Annotated in this window: 22 protein-coding genes and 2 pseudogenes; 19 read left to right on the top strand and 5 right to left on the bottom strand. The window is 66.8% G+C overall.

From position 1 onward, the window contains the following. From IV088_RS06995 to IV088_RS06980, 4 genes are all read left to right on the top strand, one after another. Nucleotides 1–786 (top strand): NAD(P)(+) transhydrogenase (Re/Si-specific) subunit beta (locus IV088_RS06995; RefSeq protein WP_291099646.1); only part of this gene is annotated, 786 nt, incomplete at its 5' end. A 182-nt stretch (nt 787–968) separates the two neighbouring features. Next, nucleotides 969–2,666, top strand: coding sequence for a long-chain-fatty-acid--CoA ligase (locus IV088_RS06990; protein WP_291099643.1), 1,698 nt, complete (start codon nt 969–971; stop codon nt 2,664–2,666). A gap of 129 nt (nt 2,667–2,795) precedes the next feature. Continuing rightward, a complete protein-coding gene (locus IV088_RS06985) occupies nt 2,796–3,554 on the top strand; it encodes a 5'-methylthioadenosine/adenosylhomocysteine nucleosidase (protein ID WP_291099640.1) in 759 nt (252 codons plus the stop codon). Continuing rightward, nucleotides 3,551–4,237 (top strand): dihydrodipicolinate reductase, encoded by a 687-nt coding sequence (locus IV088_RS06980; RefSeq protein ID WP_291099637.1) that lies wholly within the window; start codon nt 3,551–3,553, stop codon nt 4,235–4,237. The genes IV088_RS06985 and IV088_RS06980 overlap by 4 nt, the downstream gene beginning before the upstream one ends. An 18-nt stretch (nt 4,238–4,255) precedes the next feature. Here IV088_RS06980 and corA read toward each other — a convergent pair whose 3' ends face one another. Both corA and IV088_RS06970 read right to left on the bottom strand, forming a co-directional pair. Further along, complete coding sequence (gene corA / locus IV088_RS06975; RefSeq protein WP_236963513.1) at nt 4,256–5,242, bottom strand: magnesium/cobalt transporter CorA; 987 nt, start codon at nt 5,240–5,242, stop codon at nt 4,256–4,258. Nucleotides 5,243–5,425: 183 nt separating this feature from the next. Further along, complete coding sequence (locus IV088_RS06970) at nt 5,426–6,694, bottom strand: patatin-like phospholipase family protein (RefSeq protein WP_291099633.1); 1,269 nt, start codon at nt 6,692–6,694, stop codon at nt 5,426–5,428. Between the two features lie 67 nt (nt 6,695–6,761). On the opposite strand from IV088_RS06970, the gene IV088_RS06965 reads away from it, so the two are divergent. From IV088_RS06965 to hprK, 4 genes are all read left to right on the top strand, one after another. Continuing rightward, nucleotides 6,762–7,991 (top strand): MFS transporter, encoded by a 1,230-nt coding sequence (locus IV088_RS06965; protein ID WP_291099631.1) that lies wholly within the window; start codon nt 6,762–6,764, stop codon nt 7,989–7,991. A 151-nt stretch (nt 7,992–8,142) separates the two neighbouring features. Next, entirely contained in the window at nt 8,143–8,472 is a 330-nt protein-coding gene (gene raiA / locus IV088_RS06960) for a ribosome-associated translation inhibitor RaiA (RefSeq protein ID WP_236963516.1), read from the top strand. A 144-nt stretch (nt 8,473–8,616) separates the two neighbouring features. After that, the gene (locus IV088_RS06955) at nt 8,617–9,087 is read left to right on the top strand and encodes a PTS sugar transporter subunit IIA (protein ID WP_291099627.1); all 471 of its coding nucleotides are present in this window, start codon (nt 8,617–8,619) and stop codon (nt 9,085–9,087) included. Beyond that, nucleotides 9,084–10,034, top strand: a complete 951-nt coding sequence (gene hprK / locus IV088_RS06950; protein ID WP_291099624.1) for an HPr(Ser) kinase/phosphatase — start codon at nt 9,084–9,086, stop codon at nt 10,032–10,034. Before IV088_RS06955 ends, hprK begins: the two co-directional genes overlap by 4 nt. Before the next feature lie 16 nt (nt 10,035–10,050). Here the strand turns inward: hprK and fur are convergent, their stop codons facing one another. Beyond that, nucleotides 10,051–10,494: a ferric iron uptake transcriptional regulator gene (gene fur / locus IV088_RS06945; RefSeq protein ID WP_236963519.1), complete on the bottom strand. Its 444-nt coding sequence runs from the start codon at nt 10,492–10,494 to the stop codon at nt 10,051–10,053. A gap of 233 nt (nt 10,495–10,727) precedes the next feature. Here fur and IV088_RS06940 point away from each other — a divergent pair, with 233 nt between their 5' ends. The 7 genes from IV088_RS06940 to holA all read left to right on the top strand — a co-directional run bounded on the left by IV088_RS06940 (nt 10,728) and on the right by holA (nt 17,652). Then, nucleotides 10,728–11,246, top strand: coding sequence for an outer membrane protein assembly factor BamE (locus tag IV088_RS06940; protein WP_367171573.1), 519 nt, complete (start codon nt 10,728–10,730; stop codon nt 11,244–11,246). Continuing rightward, the gene (gene dapB / locus IV088_RS06935; RefSeq protein WP_291099619.1) at nt 11,243–12,064 is read left to right on the top strand and encodes a 4-hydroxy-tetrahydrodipicolinate reductase; all 822 of its coding nucleotides are present in this window, start codon (nt 11,243–11,245) and stop codon (nt 12,062–12,064) included. The genes IV088_RS06940 and dapB overlap by 4 nt, the downstream gene beginning before the upstream one ends. Before the next feature lie 32 nt (nt 12,065–12,096). Beyond that, complete coding sequence (locus IV088_RS06930) at nt 12,097–12,759, top strand: MotA/TolQ/ExbB proton channel family protein (RefSeq protein WP_236963522.1); 663 nt, start codon at nt 12,097–12,099, stop codon at nt 12,757–12,759. After that, nucleotides 12,756–13,208, top strand: a complete 453-nt coding sequence (locus IV088_RS06925) for a biopolymer transporter ExbD (RefSeq protein WP_291099614.1) — start codon at nt 12,756–12,758, stop codon at nt 13,206–13,208. Before IV088_RS06930 ends, IV088_RS06925 begins: the two co-directional genes overlap by 4 nt. A 104-nt stretch (nt 13,209–13,312) precedes the next feature. After that, a complete protein-coding gene (gene leuS, locus IV088_RS06920) occupies nt 13,313–15,991 on the top strand; it encodes a leucine--tRNA ligase (RefSeq protein WP_291099611.1) in 2,679 nt (892 codons plus the stop codon). A 10-nt stretch (nt 15,992–16,001) separates the two neighbouring features. Next, nucleotides 16,002–16,595: an LPS assembly lipoprotein LptE gene (lptE, locus tag IV088_RS06915; protein ID WP_291099608.1), complete on the top strand. Its 594-nt coding sequence runs from the start codon at nt 16,002–16,004 to the stop codon at nt 16,593–16,595. Nucleotides 16,596–16,599: 4 nt separating this feature from the next. Further along, nucleotides 16,600–17,652: a DNA polymerase III subunit delta gene (gene holA / locus IV088_RS06910; RefSeq protein WP_291099605.1), complete on the top strand. Its 1,053-nt coding sequence runs from the start codon at nt 16,600–16,602 to the stop codon at nt 17,650–17,652. A 1-nt stretch (nt 17,653) separates the two neighbouring features. On the opposite strand, the pseudogene IV088_RS06905 reads toward holA, so the two are convergent. Continuing rightward, nucleotides 17,654–17,797 (bottom strand): annotated as a pseudogene (locus tag IV088_RS06905) (helix-turn-helix domain-containing protein); the annotation flags it as partial. A gap of 33 nt (nt 17,798–17,830) precedes the next feature. Here IV088_RS06905 and IV088_RS26335 point away from each other — a divergent pair. The 3 genes and pseudogenes from IV088_RS26335 to IV088_RS06895 all read left to right on the top strand — a co-directional run bounded on the left by IV088_RS26335 (nt 17,831) and on the right by IV088_RS06895 (nt 18,751). Further along, the gene (locus IV088_RS26335) at nt 17,831–17,968 is read left to right on the top strand and encodes a hypothetical protein (protein WP_367171572.1); all 138 of its coding nucleotides are present in this window, start codon (nt 17,831–17,833) and stop codon (nt 17,966–17,968) included. After that, a pseudogene (locus IV088_RS06900) lies at nt 17,941–18,171 on the top strand (aldehyde dehydrogenase family protein); the annotation flags it as partial. The gene IV088_RS26335 and the pseudogene IV088_RS06900, both read left to right, overlap by 28 nt. Before the next feature lie 109 nt (nt 18,172–18,280). Further along, entirely contained in the window at nt 18,281–18,751 is a 471-nt protein-coding gene (locus IV088_RS06895; protein WP_291099603.1) for a CreA family protein, read from the top strand. Nucleotides 18,752–18,757: 6 nt separating this feature from the next. Here the strand turns inward: IV088_RS06895 and IV088_RS06890 are convergent, their stop codons facing one another. Beyond that, nucleotides 18,758–19,885, bottom strand: a complete 1,128-nt coding sequence (locus tag IV088_RS06890; protein WP_291099600.1) for a DUF2855 family protein — start codon at nt 19,883–19,885, stop codon at nt 18,758–18,760. A gap of 135 nt (nt 19,886–20,020) precedes the next feature. On the opposite strand from IV088_RS06890, the gene IV088_RS06885 reads away from it, so the two are divergent. Beyond that, nucleotides 20,021–21,301: a glutamate-5-semialdehyde dehydrogenase gene (locus tag IV088_RS06885; RefSeq protein WP_291099597.1), complete on the top strand. Its 1,281-nt coding sequence runs from the start codon at nt 20,021–20,023 to the stop codon at nt 21,299–21,301. Nucleotides 21,302–21,356: the final 55 nt, after the last annotated feature.

The following is a 21,356-nucleotide window of genomic DNA, read 5'->3' as shown; positions in this document are numbered from 1 at the left end:
ATCGGCGGCGCCGACATGCCGGTGGTGGTGTCCATGCTCAACAGCTACTCGGGCTGGGCCGCCGCGGCCACCGGCTTCATGCTGAGCAACGACCTGCTGATCGTGGTGGGCGCGCTGGTGGGTTCCAGCGGCGCGATCCTGTCCTACATCATGTGCAACGCAATGAACCGCAGCTTCATCAGCGTGATCGCCGGGGGCTTCGGCACCACCGCCGCCGCGCCCAAGGCAGCGGGCGGTGCCGCCGCCGAGCCGGTGGGCGAGGTGAACCCCATCCTCGCCGCCGAGACCGCCGAAATGCTGCGCGAAGCCAAGAACGTGATCATCGTGCCCGGTTACGGCATGGCGGTCGCGCAAGCGCAGCACACGGTGTTCGAGATCACCCGCACGCTGCGCGAGAAGGGCGTGAACGTGCGCTTCGGCATCCACCCGGTGGCCGGCCGCATGCCCGGCCACATGAACGTGCTGCTGGCCGAGGCCAAGGTGCCCTACGACATCGTGTTCGAGATGGACGAGCTCAACGACGACTTCCCGGACACCGACGTGGCCATCGTCATCGGCGCCAACGACATCGTGAACCCGGCGGCGCAGGACGACCCGACCAGCCCGATCGCCGGCATGCCGGTGCTGGAGGTCTGGAAGGCACGCACCTCCATCGTGATGAAGCGCAGCATGGCCTCGGGCTACGCCGGGGTGGACAACCCGCTCTTCTACAAAGACAACAACCGCATGCTGTTCGGCGATGCGAAGAAGATGCTCGACGAAGTGCTGGTCGCTTTGAAGAGCTGAGCGCGCGGTGACGGAAGGGCCGCCCAAAGCCAGCCCTTCTCTTTTTGATAGCGCCAGAGGCTTTCAATCAGGCGTTTCAGGGCGGCATGTCAGAATCCCGTCAGGGAAAACACGCGCGCGCGAATCGGGTGGCCGCGCGAGAATGCTGGTTGACGATTTGTAACAGACCCCGGGAGACCCTCATGAGTGAACCGACGCAGGCGTCCGCCGTGCGACCCTGGCTCGGCGCCTACCCGAACGGCGTGCCGGCCGACATCGATGTCGCCCAGTACCCTTCGCTGGTGCACTTGCTCGAAGAGAGCTTCCAGAAGAACGCGGGCCGCCCGGCCTACAGCTTCATGGGCAAGGAGCTGAGCTTTGCCCAGACCGACAGCCTGTCACAGGCCTTTGCGGCCTATCTGCAAGGGCTGGGTCTGGTGAAGGGTGACCGCGTCGCGATCATGATGCCCAACGTGCCGCAGTACCCCGTGGCGGTGGCAGGCATCTTGCGCGCGGGCTTCGTGGTGGTGAACGTGAACCCGCTCTACACGCCGCGCGAACTGGAGCACCAGCTCAAGGACTCGGGCGCCAAGGCCATCGTCATCATCGAGAACTTCGCCGCCACGCTGGAGCAGTGCCTCGCCAGCACGCCGGTCAAGCACGTGGTGCTCGCGGCCATGGGTGACCTGCTCGGCCTGCTCAAGGGGGCGGTCGTCAATTACGTGGTGCGCAACGTCAAGAAGATGGTGCCCACCTTCGATCTGCCGACCGCGGTGCGGTTCAACGACGCGATCGCCAAGGGTACGCGCGGCACGCTCAAGCGCCCCGACATCAAGCCCGACGACGTCGCCGTGCTGCAGTACACCGGGGGCACCACGGGCGTGAGCAAGGGCGCCGTGCTCCTGCACCGCAACGTGATCGCCAACGTGCTGCAGTCCGAGGCCTGGAACGAGCCCGTCATGAAGCAGGTGCCGGCGGGCGAGCAGCCCACCAGTGTGTGCGCGCTGCCGCTGTACCACATCTTCGCGTTCACGGTGAACATGATGCTGGGCATGCGCACCGGCGGCAAAGTGATCCTGATCCCCAACCCGCGCGATCTGCCGGCGGTGCTCAAGGAGCTGAGCAAGCACACCTTCCACAGCTTCCCGGCGGTCAACACGCTGTTCAACGGCCTGGCCAACCACCCCGACTTCAACACCGTCAACTGGAAGAACCTCAAGGTCTCGGTGGGCGGAGGCATGGCGGTGCAGGGCGCCGTGGCCAAGCTCTGGCTGGAGAAGACCGGCTGCCCGATCTGCGAAGGGTATGGCCTCTCGGAAACCAGTCCTTCGGCCAGCTGCAACCCGACCACCAGCACCGAGTACAGCGGCACCATCGGTGTGCCGCTGCCCAACACCTGGATGAAGTGCCTGGACGACGATGGTGTCGAGGTGCCGCAGGGCCAGCCGGGCGAGATCGCGATCAAGGGCCCGCAGGTGATGGCCGGCTACTGGCAGCGCCCCGACGAGACCGCCAAGGTCATGACCGCCGACGGTTTCTTCAAGAGCGGCGACGTCGGCATCATGGACCCGCGCGGCTACTTCAAGATCGTGGACCGCAAGAAAGACATGGTGCTGGTGAGCGGCTTCAACGTCTACCCCAACGAGATTGAAGACGTGGTCGCCCAGCTGCCCGGCGTGATGGAGTGCGCCGTGGTCGGTGTGCCCGACGACAAGTCGGGCGAGGCGGTCAAGCTGGTGATCGTGAAGAAAGATCCGGCGCTCACCGAAGCGCAGGTGCGCGACTTCTGCAAGAGCAACCTCACGGGCTACAAGCAGCCCAAGGTGATCGAGTTCCGCACCGAGCTGCCCAAGACGCCGGTGGGCAAGATCCTGCGCCGCGAACTGCGCGACAAGAAGTAACCCCCCGCGCCGCCTGCGGCGTCACCCCTCAGAGGGCAACGCGAGTGGCCCGGCGAAGCCGGTTCCACCGCGTTCTGGGCCAAGGCACGCGCTCCGGGGCCCCCTCAGTCTTCTGATCCAATGCGGGGCATGAACAAGACGCCTTGCACAGCCATCGTCGCAGCCCTGCACGACGAACTCGCCAGCGTGCTGGCGCTCATGCCCGACGAACAGAAACAGACCGTTGGCGGACGCGAGTTCTGGGTGGGTCACCTGCACGGGCAGGAGGTGGTGGCGGTGCTCAGCGGCATCGGCAAGGTGGCGGCGGCCACGACCGCCACGCTGCTCATTCAGCGCTTCGGCGTGAACCGCATCGTGTTCACGGGGGTGGCCGGTGGGCTGGGCGCGGATGTGAACGTGGGCGACGTGGTGCTGGCGCGAGGTTTCCTGCAGCACGACATGGACGCCTCGCCGCTGTTCCCGCGCCACGAGGTGCCGGGCTACGGCCGCGCGCGGTTTGAGGCCGATGCGGCGTTGACCGATGCGCTGGAGCTGGCCTGCGACCGCATGCTGCACACGCTGCCGCAGCAGCTGGGCGCCCAAACCGTGACCGCCTTCGGCCTGCAAGCGCCCCGCCTGCACCAGGGGCTGCTGATCAGCGGCGACCGCTTCGTGGCCACCACGGCCGAAAGCGAGGCCTTGCAGCGCGAGCTGCCCGACGCCCTGGCGGTGGAGATGGAAGGCGCGGCCTTCGCACAGGTGTGCCACGACTTTGGGGTGCCGCTGGCCGTGGTGCGCACCATCTCCGACCGCGCCGACGACGCCGCGCACGTGGACTTTCCGCGCTTCCTGCGCGAGGTGGCCAGCCGTTACAGCGGGGCCGTGATCGAAGCCTTGTTCCAGCCATGACCGCGCCCGAGACGTTGGTGGCGGGGGCGGGCAAGCTGGCCAACGAAGTGCGGGTCGGTCTGGGGGCTTCGGCTGGCCAGTGGACCGATCGCCACGCCTTGCCTCGGCGCGCGATGGAGCGGGTCACGGCCATCGTGCACGCCGGCTCGGGGCGGGAGCTGCCCGAGATCGTGGGTTTCTGCCGCGAACGTGGCGCGGTGTTGATCGAGCTGTCCACCGGCACCGACGTGGCCGCGCTGGCGCAGGGCGTTCCCGTCGTCATCTGCCCCAACGCCAACATCCTGATGCTCAAGTTCATGGCGATGCTGGGGCGCAGCGGACACTGGTTCCAGGACAGCCGGATCACCATCACCGAATCGCACCAGGCGGACAAGACCTCGGTGCCGGGCACGGCGGTGGCCATGGCCGAGGCGCTGGGTGTGGACCCCCGGGCGATCGTGTCGGTGCGCGACCCCGCGATGCAGACCGGTCAACTCGGCCTGGCGCCACAAGACCTGGCGCGGCACGCGTTCCACCGCATCCAGATCGACGACGGCGCCTGCGCCATCACCCTGGAAACCCGCGTGTTGGGCAACACGCCCTACGTGGACGGTGTGCGTCGCATCATCGACGCCGCGCAGTCGCACCCGCTGGAGCGCCGGGCCTACGATGTGCTCGAATTCATCGACAACGGATGGCTGTGAGCCGCCACCGCATCAGGCTCACTTCAGCCAGCCGCGTTTCCTGAAGTACAGCATCGGCACCACGGCCGAAATGACCATCAGCGCCAGCGCAAACGGGTAACCCCACTTCTGGCTCAGCTCGGGCATGTACTGGAAGTTCATGCCGTAGAGGCTGGCGATCAGCGTCGGCGGCAGCAGGGCCACGCTGGCCACCGAGAAGATCTTGATGATCTTGTTCTGGTTGATGTTGATGAAACCGACCGTCGCGTCCATCAAGAAGTTGATCTTGTCGAACAGAAAGGCGGTGTGGCTGTCGAGCGAATCGAGGTCGCGCAGGATCTGGCGCGCGTCCTCGAACTGCTCGGCGCTGAGCATGCGGCTGCGCATCATGAAGCTGACCGCGCGGCGCGTGTCCATGACGTTGCGGCGGATGCGGCCCGACATGTCTTCGTGGCGCGCGATGGCCGACAGCACCTCGCCGGCCTTGTTGTCCGTCACGTTGCCGGCCAGCACCTGGCGGCTGACCTGCTCCAGGTCGTCGTAGATGTCTTCCAGCGTGTCGGCGCAGTACTCGGCGTCCGCGTCGAACAGCATCAGCAGCACGTCTTTCGCGTTCTCGATCAGGCCTGGCATGCGGCGCGCGCGCATGCGCAGCAGGCGGAACACCGGCACGTCCTCGTCGTGGATGGAGAACAGCACGCCCTGGCTTTTCAGCGCGGCGTTGTGTTCGTTCAGGATGAAAGCCACGCGGATGGCGCGCGGGTTTTCGTCGTCATCGATCAGGAAGTCGGAGCGGATGTGCAGCTCGCCGTTGTCCTCTTCGAAGAAACGCGCCGACTCCTCGATGTCCTCGTCCATCGCGTCTTCGGGGATGGACAGGCCGAAATGCTGTTTGACCCAGCGGCGTTCTTCGAGCGTGGGTGCTTCCAGATCGACCCAGATGGGTTTGAACCGGGCCAGCTCTTCGAGCGACTCGATCTCTTCCTGGAACAGGCGGCCATTGGCCAGGGTGAAGACGTTGAGCATGGTTGCTCCCGGGCGGTGGGTCTGAGAAACGCCAGCGAAAGGAGCGCGCGGCGTGGGGCGGTTGGCGGGCGGCGCTTTCAGCCGACCGACCGCTGGTTGTCAGACGGTTGCGGGGAGGGCTGAAAGCACACAACTGGGGGGTGTGCTGTCCATGAGGCTCTCGGTGGGTGGAAACTGCGGCGATTATGTCACCGCCGCTCGCGCTGCGGTCTGCGCGGGCGTGGCAAAAAAGTCCGACAGTTCGTCCTTTCGGCGCCAGGCGTCGGCCTCGCCCAGCTGGATCAGCGCGTTGACGAAGTCCGGTTCGAACAGCAGGTAGCTGGCGAGCGATGCGGCGCTGCCGGCTTCGCCCTGCCCGGTGTTGAGCGCGCCCAGACCGGTGAGGGTGTTGCGGGTGGCGGCGGGCAGGGACTTGACGTGCTTTCGCGCCAGTTCGTCGAGCGAGAAGCTCGGCTGCAACGCCAGGACCCGGACCGGGTGGTAGGGCAGTGCGCCCGCCAGCTCGGGCGGCAGTCTCGACAGCGTCTGGCTGACGCGCTGGGTCTGCTCCACGTCGGCCTGCAGGGTGTCGTGAAACACGCTGGCCATGGCGTGACCGGCAATGGTGCCGGCCGTGGGTTCGTTGGCGATGCGTGCGCCCATGCCCGAACGTTGCGGCTGACCCGCACCGATGGCCAGGATCTTTCGCGCGCCGAACTGGATGGCCGGGGAGAGCGGCGAGAGCTGGCGCATGGAGCCGTCGCCGAAATGCTCGCGATGCCCTTCCACCCAGAGCGGCACGGCCGGGAACAGGAAGGGAATGGCGCTCGAGGCCATGAGGTGTTCGATGGTGAGCGGCTGGAACTCGGAGCGCCGACCCGGCCGATGCCAGGGCTGGACCGGATGGTCGGGGCGGGTCTGGCAGAAGGTCCAGTGTTCGCCCGTGGTGTAGCTGGACGCGGTCACGCCCAGCACGTCCAGGTGCTGTGCCGCCAGCGCTCGCTCCAGGCCCCGCAGATCGATGGCGCGGTGGAGCGTGTCCACCAGGGGCAGGGTGTCGAGCAGCGCGCGGTGGCGCCGGACCTGCCGCGCCAGCGTGAGGCCCGCCACGATGCGGTTGGCGTGCACCCAGCGCGGCGCATCGAGGCGGTAGACCCGATGGGAGCGCAACCCGCTCCAGAAGGTGGCCAGATCCAGCAGGGCTTGCACGCCGTGCTCGGCCCGGCTGGCGAGGTACGCGGCGTTGAGCGCGCCGGCCGAGGTGCCGAACAGCCAGCGGAAAGGAAAGGCGGTTCGGGCCGCGCCGCCGGAGGTGGCCCAGTGGCCTTGCATGGCCGCCAGTGCTTTGAGCACGCCGGCCTGGTAGGCGGTGCGAGCGCCGCCGCCCATCAGCACCAGCGCGCAGCCGGCGGTGGGTGTGGGCGATGCGTCAGAGGGCAGCAGGTTGTGGGTGATCAGCGTATCGAGGGACACTTTTTCCAAAACCTTGTGAGGCCACGCATCGGGGCGGGGCGGATACATTGGGCAGTTGCCCAAAATCATGACACATCCCCTGCTCACCCCCCGCCGCGAACGCTGGCTGCTGCTCACCATCGCCGGCATCCAGTTCACCCACATCCTCGACTTCATGATCATGATGCCGCTGGGGCCGCAGTTCACTCGGCTCTTCGGCATCAGCGACGCCCAGTTCGGCCTGCTGGTTGCGGCCTACACCCTGGCCGCCGGCGTGTCGGGCCTGGCCGCCGCCACCTACGTGGACCGGTTCGACCGCAAGCACCTGCTGCTCACCCTGTACGTGCTGTTCGCGTTGGCCACCTTGGCATGTGGCCTGGCGCCGGGCTATGGGTTTCTGATGGTGGCGCGCGTGGCCGCCGGCGTGTTTGGCGGCGTGCTGTCGGCCCTGGCGCAGACCATCGTCGCCGATGTGATTCCGTTTGAGCGCCGGGGACGTGCCATGGGCATTGTCATGTCGTCGTTTTCGGTGTCCACCGTGGCCGGTGTGCCGCTGGGCCTGTTCCTGGCCAACCACCTGAGCTGGCAGGCCCCCTTCATCGGCATCGCCGTGCTGAGCGGCGTGCTCGCGCTGGCCGCCGCCGCTACCTTGCCACCGCTGAACCACCATTTGAAGGCGAACGACCGGCCCTCGGTCTGGCGCGGCATCGGCATGGTGCTGGTCGACCGCAACCACCAGCGTGCCTTCGCTTTTTCCGCGCTGCTGATGTTCACCGGTTTTACCGTGTTGCCCTACTTCACCATCTACATGCAGGCCAATGTGGGCGTGTTGCCGGAGCAGATTCCCTACCTTTACCTCTGCGGCGGCGTGGCCACGCTGTTCACGGCGCGGCTGTTTGGTCGCCTGGCCGACCGCATGGGCAAAGTGCCCACCTTCACCATGCTGGCGCTGGGGGTGATCGTGCCGCTGCTGGCCGCCACACTCATGCCCCGGTGGCCGTTGTGGGCGGTGTTGATCGTCTCGACCGGGCTGTTTGTCTTCATGAGCGGCCGCATGATTCCGGGCATGGCGCTGATCACGGGGGCGGCCAATCCGGCACTGCGTGGCACCTTCATGGCGCTCAACGCCTCGGTGCAGTCCGCCGCCATGGGGCTGGCGTCGTTCGTCGGCGGGTTGATCATCAGCCGCGACGCGGCCGGTCTGGTGCAGCACTACTGGGTGAGCGGTCTGGTGGGCGTGGGCGCCAGCCTGGCGGCGATGGCGATGGCGTGGCGCGTGCGCGTGCACGGTTCGACCGTGGGTCCTCGGCCCGTGTGAGTGCCAAGGTTTGCCTTTTCACCCTTTGTTGCAGTGCAAGCTTGCGCCGCTGCTCTTTCATGGGCATAGTGGGTCCAGACATCCCCGTGGCCGCCGGGAGGTCTACCCGCCCGGCGGCTTGTGTCAACCCGGAGCATAAGGAGGCTCTTTTATGAACCTGACAATCAGCGGTCACCATCTCGAGGTCACTCCCGCCCTGCGCGGATACGTCACGACCAAGCTGGAGCGAATATCACGCCACTTTGACCAGGTGGTCGACATCAAGGTGCTGCTGACGGTGGACAACCTGAAAGAAAAGGACATGCGGCAAAAGGCGGAATGCAACATCCATGTGAAAGGCAAGGATCTGTTCGCCGAATGCGCCAACGCCGACCTCTATGCCGCGGTCGATGAGCTGGCCGACAAGCTGGACCGCCAGGTGCTGCGTTACAAGGACAAAGCCCAGGATCACAATCACGGCTCGGCCAAGCGCCTGATGTGATCAACCCGGTGGTCACTCTGTCGGGATGACCGCCGAGCATGTTGCAATGCAACAAGCCGCTTGTAAAGTCAAGCGGCTTTTTTGTGCCCGCAGTCTAGCCAACGGCGCCCAACTCGGCATAATTTGCGGTCCAAAGAGGCCCACATGAACCGACTATCCGTGATTTTGCCCGCTCCGCAGGTGCTGGTTTCCGTGGACGCCACCAGCAAAAAACGCGCGTTTGAAGAGGCCGGGTTGCTGTTTGAAACGCTGCATGGCCTCAACCGGGCGCTCATCACCGACAGCCTTTTTGCCCGCGAACGGCTCGGCTCCACCGGTCTGGGCCATGGGGTGGCGATCCCGCACGGCCGCATCAAAGGCTTGAAGCAACCCCTCGCTGCCGTGTTCCAGCTCGCCAGCCCGATCGGTTTCGACGCACCGGACGAACTGCCGGTCCAGCTGATGATCTTCTTGCTGGTGCCAGAAGCTGCGACGCAGAAGCACCTGGAAATCCTCTCCGAAATTGCCGAGCTGCTCAGCGACAGCGCTTTGCGTGAGCAGATGAAAGTCTCGAACGATGCGGACGCGCTGCACACACTGATCACCGGCTGGCAGTCCGCCCACGCCGCCGCGTGAAACCCACCGTTGTCAGCGCCGACGTTCTCTTTGAGGACCATCGGGATGCCCTGAAGTGGCAGTGGGTGGCTGGGCTCGGGGCCTCCGAGCGCCGCTTTGACGAGGTGGCGATCCGTGAAGCACGGTCCGGTGCCGACCTGGTGGGTTACCTCAACTACATCCACCCTTACCGCGTGCAGGTGTTTGGTGAGCGTGAGATGGCCTACCTCACCAGTCCCAACGAAGACGACAACCGCCGACGCATCGCGCGCATCGTGACGCTGGAACCGCCGGTGCTCATCGTGGCCGACGCGCAGGCCGTGCCCGATGCGCTCATGGCCATGTGCGAGCGGGCGCAGATCCCGATGTTCGCCACGCCCGAGCCCGCGGCTTTTGTGATCGACGTGCTGCGGGCCTATTTGTCCCGCCACTTTGCCGACCGCTCGTCCATGCACGGCGTGTTCATGGACATCCTCGGCATGGGGGTGATGATCACCGGCGAGTCGGGTCTGGGCAAAAGTGAACTGGGCCTGGAGCTGATCTCGCGTGGCCACGGTCTGGTGGCCGACGACGCGGTGGACCTCTATCGCATCAACCAGACCAGCATCGAGGGGCGATGCCCGGAGCTGCTGCAAAACCTGCTGGAGGTGCGCGGCATCGGCTTGCTGGACATCAAGGCGATCTTCGGCGAGACGGCGGTGCGCCGCAAGATGCGGCTCTCGCTCATCGTGCACCTCGTGCGCAAAGAGACCATGGAGCGTGATTACGACCGCATGCCCCACGAGCCGCTGTACCAGGACGTGCTGGGTGTGCCGGTGCGCAAGGCGGTGATCCAGGTGGTCGCCGGCCGCAACATTGCGGTGCTGGTGGAGGCGGCTGTGCGCAACACCATCCTGCAGTTGCGCGGGATCGATACCTATCAGGAATTTGTTGCGCGCCACCGCGCGGCGATGCTGCGCGGCGAATGATCCGCCGCGGACGGGCTCAGCGCTGTGACGCCGGTGAAGTGCGGTGCGGACAGTCGGGTTTGCTGCAGCTGGCGTACAGGGACAGCGCGTGTTCCTGCAGCACGAAGCCGCGGGTTTTGGCGATCAGTTGCTGCCGCTTCTCGATCTCGGGATCAAAGAACTCCTCCACCCGGCCGCAATCGAGGCACACCAAATGATCGTGGTGCTGGCCTTCGTTGAGTTCGAAGACCGCCTTGCCTGATTCGAAGTTGCTGCGCGTGAGAAGGCTGGCCTGCTCAAACTGCATCAGCACACGGTAGACGGTGGCCAGGCCGATGTCGGAGTGCTCGTCCAGCAACACCCGGTACACATCTTCCGCGGTCATGTGGCGCTGCTTGGCGTTCTGGAACACCTCAAGGATCTTCAGCCGTGGCAGCGTGGCCTTCAGCCCAGTGCTTTTGAGTTCATCGATATTGGTCATGGACGGGCGGGAGAAGCGGGCGGGCAGCGCGGCTGCGGACAGAGCCTTTCAGGACCCCGGGGCTACAATGACCGGATCATATCGCCAGCGCGCGCCGCCCGTGGCAATGTCCTGCCGCTCACCGCGGTCGAGCGCGCCTTTTGTGGGTTGCATTCATGCGCCAGTTTTTCTCCCTTCCTGCCCCTCTGCGGCCGACTCCAGATCGGAGCGCGAGTCAGCGGTGCACGCCCCTGGTGCTTGCCTTGTGCCTGTGTCTGGGCGCATGTTCTGGCCTGCGTGACAAGCTGCCGAGCGCCGGTGGGTTGATCTCGCCCTACCGGATCGACATCCTCCAGGGCAATGTCGTCACGCGCGAGCAGGCCAAGGCCCTGCAACCGGGCCAGACCCGTGAACAGGTGCGCGGTCTGCTGGGTTCGCCGTTGCTGACCAGCGTGTTCCATGCCGACCGCTGGGACTACGTGTTCACTTTCAGACGCCAAGGTCAGGCGCCGCAGCAGCGCAGGTTGACCGTGTTTTTCAAGGGCGATGTGCTGGAACGCCACGAGGCTGACGAACTGCCCAGCGAGTCCGAGTTCGTGTCTTCACTGGACTCCCGCCGCAAAGCCGACAAGGTGCCTGCACTGGAGGCCACCGAAGCGCAGTTGAAGGCGTTCGAGTCGCGCAACGCCGCTCCTGGCGCGGCGCCCGCTCCGCCGCCCGCCACCCCGGCCACCAGCTACCCACCACTGGAAGCCCCGGGAGCCACGCGATGAGCGCGGTGCTCCAGAGCCCGCACCGCGTGTGCGTGGCCGGTGCCAGCGGCCGCATGGGCCAGATGCTGGTGGAAGCGGTGCAGGGCAGCGGGGACTGCGTGCTGGCCGGCGCGCTCGACATCGCCGGCAGCCCGGCCCTTGGGCTTGATGCGGGAGCGTTTGCGGGTCGTGCCGCCGGGGTCGCCATCACGGCCGACCTGGGCGCGGGCCTGTCCGGAAGCCAGTTCCTGATCGACTTCACGCGTCCCGAAGGCACGATGCTGCACCTGCGGTCCTGCGTGGAGCACGGCGTGAAGCTGGTGATCGGCACAACCGGATTCTCCGAAGCGCAGAAGGCGGAAATCGCCGAGGCCTCCAAATCCATCGCCATCATGATGGCGCCCAACATGAGCGTGGGCGTGAACGTGACGATGAAGTTGCTGGAAATGGCGGCCAAGGCGCTGTCCACCGGCTACGACATCGAGATCGTCGAGGCGCACCACCGCCACAAGGTGGACGCGCCCAGTGGTACCGCCCTGAAGATGGGCGAGGTGATTGCGGGTGCGCTGGGCCGTGACCTGAAAGATTGCGCCGTCTATGCCCGCGAGGGCGTGACCGGCGAGCGCGATCCGTCGTCCATCGGCTTTGCCACTGTGCGCGGTGGCGACATCGTGGGCGACCACACCGTGTTGTTCGCCGGCATCGGCGAGCGCATCGAGATCACCCACAAGTCCAGCAGCCGCTCGACCTACGCCCAGGGCAGCCTGCGCGCGGTGCGCTTCCTGGCCGGCCGGTCCAGTGGGCTGTACGACATGTTTGACGTGCTCGGCCTGCGCTGAGCCAGCACCCCTTTTTTTCAGGAGATCCATCCATGGGCGGCGTCTGGCAAACCATCTGGCAGGGCGATGCGGTCAGCCGCAGCGTGGCCTTGCTGCTGCTGGCCATGTCGGTCGCGAGCTGGGTGGTGATTCTCTGGAAGGGCTGGCTGCTGCGCCGCGCGGTGCGCGACGTGCACACCTCCACCGCCGCGTTCTGGCAGGCCGGCTACCTGGATGAAGCCCAGCAGCGCCTGAACGGTTTCGACTCCCGCCGTCTGGTGCTGCCGCTGCTGGAAGCCGCCCGCACCATCGAGCAGGCCGCGCCGCAAACCCTCGCCGCCGCCGGCGACCGCTCGCAGCAGCTCACCCGTGTGCTGCGCGACGCTTTGCACCGTGTGTTGCACCGCCTTCAATACGGGCAGGTGTTGTTGGCCACCGTGGGTTCCACGGCCCCGTTCGTGGGCCTGTTGGGCACGGTCTGGGGCATCTACAACGCGCTCACGGCCATTGGGGTGGATGGCAAATTCCGCATTGAGCAGGTGTCTGGCCCGGTGGGCGAGGCGCTGGTCATGACGGCCGCCGGTCTGGCGGTGGCCATTCCCGCGGTGCTGGCCTACAACGTGCTGGGTCGCCAGATTGGGCGCATCGAGGCCGATCTGGAAGGCTTTGCCCGCGATCTGCGCGAGCTGCTCGTTCACAGCGAGGCCCCGAGATGAGCTTCGGCCGACTGGAAAAGCCCGCCCGGTCCGAGCCGATGAGCGACATCAACGTCACGCCGCTGGTCGACGTGATGCTGGTGCTGCTGGTGATCTTCATCATCACGGCGCCCCTCATGTCCAGCCGTCTGGAGCTGGAGTTGCCCAAAGCCAGCGAACCGGTGGCCGCATCGGCCGAACCCGAGGCGTTCATCTCGATCAGCGTGGACCCCCAGGGGCAGGTGTTCTGGGACGAGCAGCCGGTCGACGCCGCCACCCTGAAGCAGCGCCTGACGCAAACCGCGCAGCGCGACCCCGAGACCGAGTTGCAGCTGCGCGCCGACACGGCCGTGCCCTATGGTCGCGTGGTGCAGCTGATCGGTCTGGCCCAGAGCGTGGGCCTGTCGCGCATCGGCTTTGTGGCCGATCCGGCCACGGGTGCGACCACCGCGCCGGCGCCGACACGCTGAGCGCTGGTTGCCTGCAGCGGAGGCAGGGCGCCCCAAGCCCTAAAATCGGGGGCTACGCAGCGAGCTGCCCCTTTCATTCACCGGCCCGGTCCGGTCCCTGGTTCATGCAAGAAAAATACGCCCACAAGGATGTCGAGCGCGCCGCGCACGCCCACTGGAACGCCAACGACGCCTACCGCGTGACCGAGGTCGCCGGCAAGAAGAAGTTCTACGCCTGCTCCATGCTGCCCTACCCCAGCGGCAAGCTGCACATGGGCCACGTGCGCAACTACACCATCAACGACATGCTCACGCGCTACCTGCGCATGAACGGTCACAACGTGTTGATGCCCATGGGTTGGGACGCCTTCGGCCTGCCGGCCGAAAACGCGGCGCTGAAAAACGGCGTGCCACCGGCCAAGTGGACCTACGAAAACATCGCCTACATGAAGCAGCAGATGCAGGCCATGGGGCTGGCCATCGACTGGAGCCGCGAGGTCGCGACCTGCGACCCGAGCTATTACAAGTGGAACCAGTGGCTGTTCCTGAAGATGCTGGAAAAAGGCATCGCCTACCGCAAGACCCAGATCGTCAACTGGGACCCGGTGGACCAGACCGTGCTGGCCAACGAACAGGTGATCGACGGCAAAGGCTGGCGCACCGGCGCCACGGTGGAAAAACGCGAGATTCCCGGTTACTACCTGAACATCACCTCGTACGCCGACGAACTGCTCGATCACGTGCAACTGGGCACCCCCAAGGCGACCCTCAATGGCTGGCCCGACAAGGTCCGCCTGATGCAGGAAAACTGGATCGGCAAGAGCGAGGGCGTGCGCTTCGCGTTCCCACACACCATCAAAGGCGCTGATGGCGCACTGATCGGCGACGGCAAGATGTACGTGTTCACCACGCGCGCCGACACCATCATGGGCGTGACCTTCTGCGCCGTGGCCGCGGAGCACCCGTTGGCCCACCACGCCGCCTTGACCAACCCTGCATTGGCGGCGTTCATCGAAGAGTGCAAGACCGGTGGCACCACCGAAGCCGAACTCGCCACGCAGGAGAAGAAGGGCATGGCCACCAGCCTGTTCGTCACGCACCCGCTGACCGGCGCCCAGGTCGAGGTCTGGGTTGGCAACTACGTGCTCATGAGCTACGGCGACGGCGCGGTGATGGGCGTGCCGGCGCACGACGAGCGTGATTTCGCGTTCGCGCTGAAATACGACCTGAAGATCCAGCAGGTGGTGGCGGTGGAGGGCGAGACCTTCAGCACCACCGCCTGGGCCGACTGGTACGGCGACAAGCAGCGCTGTGTGTGCGTGAACTCCGGCGTGCTGAACGGTCTGAACCAGAAGGCTGCCGTGGACAAGGTGGCCGAACTGCTGGCCGACAAGGGTCTGGGCGAGAAGAAAACCACCTTCCGCCTGCGCGACTGGGGCATCAGCCGCCAGCGCTACTGGGGCACGCCCATCCCCATCATCCATTGCGCCGAACACGGCGCGGTGCCGGTGCCCGAGAAAGACCTGCCGGTGGTGTTGCCGCAGGACTGCATCCCCGACGGCTCGGGCAACCCGCTGCACAAACACGAGGGCTTCCATGCCGGCGTCACCTGCCCCATCTGCGGCCAAGCGGCGCGGCGCGAGACCGACACCATGGACACCTTCGTGGATTCGTCCTGGTACTTCATGCGCTACTGCGACCCGAAGAACAACGACAAGATGGTGGCCGAGGGCGCGGACTACTGGATGCCGATGGACCAGTACATCGGCGGCATCGAACACGCCATCCTGCACCTGCTGTACGCGCGCTTCTGGACCAAGGTCATGCGCGATCTCGGCCTGGTGAAGGTGGACGAGCCCTTCAGCAAGCTGCTGACCCAGGGCATGGTGCTTAACCACATCTACTCGCGCCGCACCGAGAAGGGCGGCAAGGACTACTTCTGGCCGCAGGACGTGGAACACGTGTTCGACGAGGCCGGCAAGGTCATCGGCGCCAAGCTGATCAAGGCGGTGGGCGATTTGCCGGTGGGCACGGCCATCGACTACGAGGGCGTGGGCACCATGTCCAAGTCCAAGAACAACGGCGTCGACCCGCAGGACCTGATCGAGAAGTACGGCGCCGACACCGCGCGCCTGTACACCATGTTCACCGCGCCGCCCGAAGCCACGCTGGAGTGGAACGACGCGGCGGTGGAAGGCAGCTACCGCTTCCTGCGGCGCGTCTGGGGCTTTGGCAACAAGCTCTCGGCCACGGCGGGCCTGGGCGCGCTCGCGGCCAGCTTGGGCACGCAGACGCTGTCCAAGGCGGCCAAGGCGCTGCGCCTGGAAGTGCACACCGTGCTCAAGCAGGTGGACTACGACTACCAGCGCATGCAATACAACACCGTGGTCTCGGGCGCGATGAAGATGCTCAATGCCCTGGACGACTTCAAGGGCGACGGCAGTGCAGGCGACAACGCCGCGCTGGCCGAAGGCTTCGGCATGCTGCTGCGCTGCATCTACCCGGCCACACCGCACATCGCGCACAGCCTGTGGGTCGAACTCGGCTACGCTGCCACGGCGGGCGAGCTGCTCGACGCACCCTGGCCGCAGGCCGACGAGACCGCGCTGCAGCGCGACGAGATTGAGCTCATGCTGCAGATCAACGGCAAGCTGCGTGGCAGCGTCACCGTGCCCGCCGGCGCGGACAAGGCCGCCATCGAAGCAGCGGCGCTGGCCAGCGAAGCCTTTGTCAAACAGGCCAACGGCGCCGCGCCCAAAAAGGTGGTGGTGGTGCCGGGCCGTCTGGTCAACGTGGTGGTATAAAAGTCGCGTCATGAAACCCAACACCCCCTTCGCCCCCCAGTCCTCCTGCGAGACGCCGGAGCCTTCCTTGTCCGGGCGGCGCGTGGCGCTGAGGGCGCTGGCCAGCGCGGGTGCGCTGCTCGCGACCGCCGGCCTGGGGGGGTGCGGTTTTGCCTTGCGCCAGGCGCCCAAGTTTGCGTTTGAGTCGGTGTTGGTGACCGGGTTCGAGAACACGCAGGTGTCCCGGGCCCTCCAGCAGGCGATGGTGTCCGTTGGCATCCAGGTGGCCAACGCCTCCAAAGCCGCGCAGACCACCACCGCCGCGGTGCCCGTGCAGGTGGTGTTGCATGTGGCCCGTGACCATCACGAGCGCGTGGTGTCGGGTCAGACCGATTCGGGCCAGGTGCGGGAGCTGACGCTGCGCGTGCGTTTCCGCTTCCGCCTGAGCACGGTGGCGGGCAAGGTCCTGATCGACGACACCGAGCTGCTGCTGGAGCGCGACATCAGCTTCACGGAAACCGCCGCGCTGGCCAAGGCGGCCGAAGAGAACACCATGTTCCACGACATGGAAGGCGACATCGCGCAGCAGGTGCTGCGCCGCCTGGCCGCCGTCAAATCGCTCTGAGGCCATGCAGGTGGCCGCCCCGCAGCTGGCCGGGCAACTGCAGCGGGGGCTCAAGTCCCTCTACACCCTGCACGGCGATGAGCCGCTGCTGATCCAGGAAGCGGCCGACGCCATCCGCGCCGTTGCACGCGAACAGGGCTACACCGAGCGCACCGTGCACACGGTGGCCGGGGCGCACTTCGACTGGAGCGAGGTGCTCGCCAGTGGCGGCTCCATGAGCCTGTTCGCCGACAAACAACTGATCGAAATCCGGGTGCCCTCGGGCAAGCCCGGCAAGGACGGCTCACAGGTGTTGCAGCAGCTGGCCGAAGCCGCACGCGACAACGACAGCACGCTCACCCTGGTGCTGCTGCCGCGCCTGGACGCTGCCACCCAGAAGGGTGCCTGGTTTGCCGCGCTGGACAGCTTCGGCGTGACGGTGAAGGTGGACCCGGTCGAGCGCCAGGCGCTGCCGGCCTGGATCGCGCAGCGCCTGCAGCAGCAGGGTCAGCGCGTCGCAGCGGGGGAAGAAGGCCAGCGCACGCTGCAGTTCTTTGCCGACCGCGTCGAGGGCAACCTGCTGGCCGCGCACCAGGAAATCCAGAAGCTCGGCCTGCTGTACCCGGCCGGCGAGCTGTCGCTGGAGCAGGTGGAAAACGCGGTGCTCAACGTCGCGCGCTACACGCCGTTCAAGCTGGCCGAAGCCGTGCTGGGCGGCCAGGTGCTGCGCGTGCAGCGCATGCTCGACGGGTTGCAGGCCGAGGGCGAGGCCGCCGTGCTGGTGCACTGGGCGCTGGCCGAAGACATCCGCACGCTCAACCGCATCCGCAACGCGATGGACGCGGGCCGCCCGCTGCCGATGGCGCTGCGCGAGAACCGCGTCTGGGGCCTGAAGGAAAAGCTGATGGAGCGCGCGCTGCCGCTGATCCGGCCCGCCCAGCTGGCCCAGTGGCTGCAGGACGCGCACACGGTGGACGGTATCGTCAAGGGCCTCAAGCAGCCCGACTGGCCGGCCGACCCGTGGGACGCGCTGCACCGCATGGCGCTGCGGGTGGCGCAGGCCTGCGCGCTGCGCTGAATCAGACCGCTGCCGACTGGCGCAGCGCGGTGTCCCGGAAATCGCTGGGCGAAAGACCGGCGTGTTCTCGGAACACGCGACTGAAATGGGCGCCATTGTTGAACCCCCATGAAAACGCGATGTCCGTGATGGTGCGCTGCGCCAGGACCGCAAGATCGCCGACGGCACGCTCGCCGAGGTGGTGCGCAACGCCGAGGTGATCGAGGCCTACCTGGGCGACGAGATGAACGCGCCCGATGAGAACCTAGCCGAGGAGACCACCGCATCATGTGGTATCGCCCAACCACGGTGGCGCACCCGGCCGTGTGCCGCGTGAATTTCACCGGTTCCACCAAGGTCGGCAAGATCATCGCCGCCACCTGCGCGAAGTACCTGAAGCCCGTGGTGCTGGAGCTCGGCGGCAAGGCCCCACTGGTGGTGCTGGGCTCCGTGATCGGCATGGGCACGGTCGACCACGGCAATCAACTGATCGACGACACACGGGCCGGAGGCGCCAAGCTCGCCTGCGGCGGCAAGGCCGACACCACGCCTGGGACATCGAGTGACAGCTTTGTCTGGGCGCTGGACGAGTGGACCGGCTGGGTGCTGCTACCGTGTGTCCATTCACCACCCTTCGCAAAGGCCCCCCATGCGCTACCTCGTGCTTTCCCTCTCGCTGCTGCTGATCGCCTCCACCGCCGCCCAGGCTGAAGAGATCGGCTCGGTCGACACGGTGTTCAAGTTCATCGGGTCCGACCACAAGATCGTGGTCGAGGCGTTCGACGACCCGGGGGTGGCCGGCGTCACCTGTTTCCTGTCGCGCGCCAAGACCGGTGGCATCAAGGGCGCGCTCGGCCTCGCCGAGGACAAATCCGAGGCGTCCATTGCCTGCCGGCAGGTCGGCCCGATCTCGATCCCCAAGCCCGTCCAGGCGCAGGAAGAAATCTTCAGCGAGCGCACCAGCTTCATCTTCAAGCGCCTGCGCATCGTGCGCATGGTCGACCTCAAGCGGCACACGCTGGTCTACCTCACCTACTCTGATCGGGTGATCGAGGGCTCGCCGCAGAACTCGGTGACCGCGGTGCCGGTGGACCGTGCCACCGCGATTCCGGTGCGCTGAAGGGGCCTAAACGCCGTCCGACAGCGACAACACGTGGCCCAGGCGCGGGTCGCCGCGCCCGCCGAGCACCAGGGCGTGGGCCGCCTGCACCGCCTCGGGCCCGCGGTGGTGCTGCACCACCAACCAGGGTGCCGAAGGCTGGTTCACCTGCTGGATGAACGCATGCCAGGCGCGCGCCATGCGCTCGTTGAACCCGGTGGCACCCCAGTCGGCATGGCGTTTCTTGGCTTGTGCCGGCGCAAAGAACAGCACCGGGCGCGGCCCGGGCAGGTCGCGTGCGCCGGCCAGCTGGTCGACGTGGGTGCCGCCGATGGAGCAGCTGTGGGCGAGCGCCGTGAACCGGCCGTGGATGGCCTTGCGCAGTGCGCCGTTGCCCGCGAAGTCGACGTACACGCAGGGCGTGTCGCTGGGCAGGGTCTCGAGCTGGTCGTAGGTGAGCACGCGGCTGTACACCCCCAGGCTCTCGCAGAACGCCACGTTGGCCGCCGAGGTCAGGCCGACCACCTCCACGTCCGGTCGGTGGGCCAGCTGGGCCGCGGTGGCGTACGCCGTCTTGCTGCTGGCCGACGAGAGCAGCATCACGCCGCGTCGGCCCTGCTGGCCCGTGCCGAAGAAGGCGTTGTCGGCCAGGAAGTCGTCGATCAGCCAGGCGGTGAGGAACAGGGGCCGGAGCAGCGCTTGCAGCGGCTCGTTGGCGGGGTCGTGCAGCGGGTCGACGGCGCAGCGCAGGCAGTGGTTGTAGACCGGGTGCAGCGCCGCGCGGTGCGGTGCGCCGTCCAAGAAGCCCTCGGGCGAGACGCGCGCGGGCTGCAGCACGGCGTCCGAGGCCATGGGCCAGTAGCCATACAGGCGCTCACCTTCGGCCACCCCGGCGCATGTCGTTTCGACCACCACGCCGAACCCCCAGACCGGCACGATGCCCCAGGGGGCGTCGTCGGCCTGCGGCAGCACCGGGAAAAACCGCCAGTAGTCCATGGCCTCGCCGAACGCGGCGTAGGTGATGTTGTTGGACGTGTAGGCGAACTGCTCGATGCGCACCCGCACCTGTCCGTCGGAGAGGGGCGCCTCCGGCAAGGTCACGGTCCGCGTGGTGTCGAGCCGGTCCTTGCGGACCTGGAACTGGGTGGTGGTCATGGGCGTTTCGCTGTGGGGACGCGGGGGCCACGATGGTGCACCGGTTCGACGCGCCCGGTTGTCACGCGCGTTGCCGGGACCGCCCCCGAATGCCCCCGCCTCCCCAAGCGCGGGCTGCTCTGCGAAAATCGCGCCATGAACGCGACCAACACCACCGAACTCATGAACACGCTGGGCAGCCAGGCCAAGGCCGCCTCGGCGCTGATGGCCAAGGCCAGCGCGGCGACCAAACTCAAGGCCTTGCGCGGACTGGCCGCTTTGCTGCGCGCCAATGTGGCGCCGCTGCAGGTGGAGAACGCCAAGGACCTGGAGCGCGCCCGCGCCGCCGGGTTGAGCGAGCCGATGGTGGACCGCCTCAGGCTCACGCCCAAGGTGATCGAGACCTGCGCCGAAGGCTGCGAGCAGCTGGCCGCCATGGCCGACATCACGGGTGAAATCACGGGCCTGAAGCAGATGCCCAGCGGCATCCGCGTGGGCCAGATGCGCGTGCCCATCGGCGTGTTCGGCATGATCTACGAGAGCCGCCCCAACGTGACCATCGAGGCCGCGAGCCTGAGCATCAAGAGCGGCAACGCCTGCATCCTGCGCGGCGGCTCCGAGGCCATCGACTCCAACCGCGCCCTGGCCGCCCTGGTGCAGCAGGCACTGGCCGCCGCCGGCCTGCCGACCGACGCGGTGCAGCTCGTGCCCACCACCGACCGTGCCGCCGTGGGCCAGCTCATCACCATGCCGCAGTACGTGGACGTGATCATCCCGCGCGGCGGCAAGGGCCTGATCGAGCGCATCAGCGCCGAGGCCAAGGTGCCGGTGATCAAGCACTTGGACGGCAACTGCCACACCTATGTGGACCAGCCCTGCGACATCGCCATGGCGGTGACCGTGGCCGACAACGCCAAGACCCAGAAATACAGCCCCTGCAACGCGACCGAGAGCCTGCTGGTGGCGCGCGGCGTGGCGGCCGACTTCCTGCCGAAGATCGGCGCCGTCTACGCCGCCAAGGGCGTGGAGATGCGTGGCTGCCCGGAGGCCATGGCCCTCCTGTCGGCTGTGCCGGGCGCGACCGTGGAGGCCGCCAGCGAGCAGGACTGGGGCGAGGAATACCTGGCACCGGTCATCAGCGTGAAGGTGGTGGCGGGCCTGGACGAAGCCATCGCCCACATCAACCGCTACGGCAGCCACCACACCGACGCCATCCTCACCACCGACCACATGCACGCCCAGCGTTTCCTGCGCGAGGTGGATTCGGCCAGCGTCATGGTGAATGCGAGCACCCGCTTCGCGGACGGGTTCGAGTACGGCCTGGGGGCTGAAATCGGCATCAGCACCGACAAGTTCCATGCGCGCGGGCCGGTCGGCGTCGAAGGCCTCACGTCTTTGAAATACGTGGTGCTGGGTGAAGGCGAGGTTCGGGGCTGAGCCGGGCTTGCAAGCCCGGCTTTCGGCCCCATACTCCCAACGCTAGAGGCTTTTC

Origin of the sequence: Hydrogenophaga sp., from assembly GCF_018780075.1 — a bacterium.
In the GTDB taxonomy this organism is placed as follows: Bacteria; Pseudomonadota; Gammaproteobacteria; order Burkholderiales; family Burkholderiaceae_C; genus Hydrogenophaga.
This window is presented reverse-complemented; position numbering and strand designations above follow the sequence as displayed.

Excerpts from the sequence above, each read along its gene's own strand:
- IV088_RS06980 (WP_291099637.1), top strand. The coding sequence starts at position 3,551 with ATGACCGCGCCCGAGACGTTGGTGGCGGGGGCGGGCAAGCTGGCCAAC.
- IV088_RS06965 (WP_291099631.1), top strand. The coding sequence starts at position 6,762 with ATGACACATCCCCTGCTCACCCCCCGCCGCGAACGCTGGCTGCTGCTC.
- IV088_RS06990 (WP_291099643.1), top strand. The coding sequence starts at position 969 with ATGAGTGAACCGACGCAGGCGTCCGCCGTGCGACCCTGGCTCGGCGCC.
- fur (WP_236963519.1), bottom strand. The coding sequence starts at position 10,494 with ATGACCAATATCGATGAACTCAAAAGCACTGGGCTGAAGGCCACGCTG.
- IV088_RS06895 (WP_291099603.1), top strand. The coding sequence starts at position 18,281 with ATGCGCTACCTCGTGCTTTCCCTCTCGCTGCTGCTGATCGCCTCCACC.
- dapB (WP_291099619.1), top strand. The coding sequence starts at position 11,243 with ATGAGCGCGGTGCTCCAGAGCCCGCACCGCGTGTGCGTGGCCGGTGCC.
- leuS (WP_291099611.1), top strand. The coding sequence starts at position 13,313 with ATGCAAGAAAAATACGCCCACAAGGATGTCGAGCGCGCCGCGCACGCC.
- IV088_RS06955 (WP_291099627.1), top strand. The coding sequence starts at position 8,617 with ATGAACCGACTATCCGTGATTTTGCCCGCTCCGCAGGTGCTGGTTTCC.
- IV088_RS06930 (WP_236963522.1), top strand. The coding sequence starts at position 12,097 with ATGGGCGGCGTCTGGCAAACCATCTGGCAGGGCGATGCGGTCAGCCGC.
- IV088_RS06925 (WP_291099614.1), top strand. The coding sequence starts at position 12,756 with ATGAGCTTCGGCCGACTGGAAAAGCCCGCCCGGTCCGAGCCGATGAGC.
- holA (WP_291099605.1), top strand. The coding sequence starts at position 16,600 with ATGCAGGTGGCCGCCCCGCAGCTGGCCGGGCAACTGCAGCGGGGGCTC.
- IV088_RS06890 (WP_291099600.1), bottom strand. The coding sequence starts at position 19,885 with ATGACCACCACCCAGTTCCAGGTCCGCAAGGACCGGCTCGACACCACG.
- raiA (WP_236963516.1), top strand. The coding sequence starts at position 8,143 with ATGAACCTGACAATCAGCGGTCACCATCTCGAGGTCACTCCCGCCCTG.
- lptE (WP_291099608.1), top strand. The coding sequence starts at position 16,002 with ATGAAACCCAACACCCCCTTCGCCCCCCAGTCCTCCTGCGAGACGCCG.
- IV088_RS06985 (WP_291099640.1), top strand. The coding sequence starts at position 2,796 with ATGAACAAGACGCCTTGCACAGCCATCGTCGCAGCCCTGCACGACGAA.
- corA (WP_236963513.1), bottom strand. The coding sequence starts at position 5,242 with ATGCTCAACGTCTTCACCCTGGCCAATGGCCGCCTGTTCCAGGAAGAG.
- IV088_RS06885 (WP_291099597.1), top strand. The coding sequence starts at position 20,021 with ATGAACGCGACCAACACCACCGAACTCATGAACACGCTGGGCAGCCAG.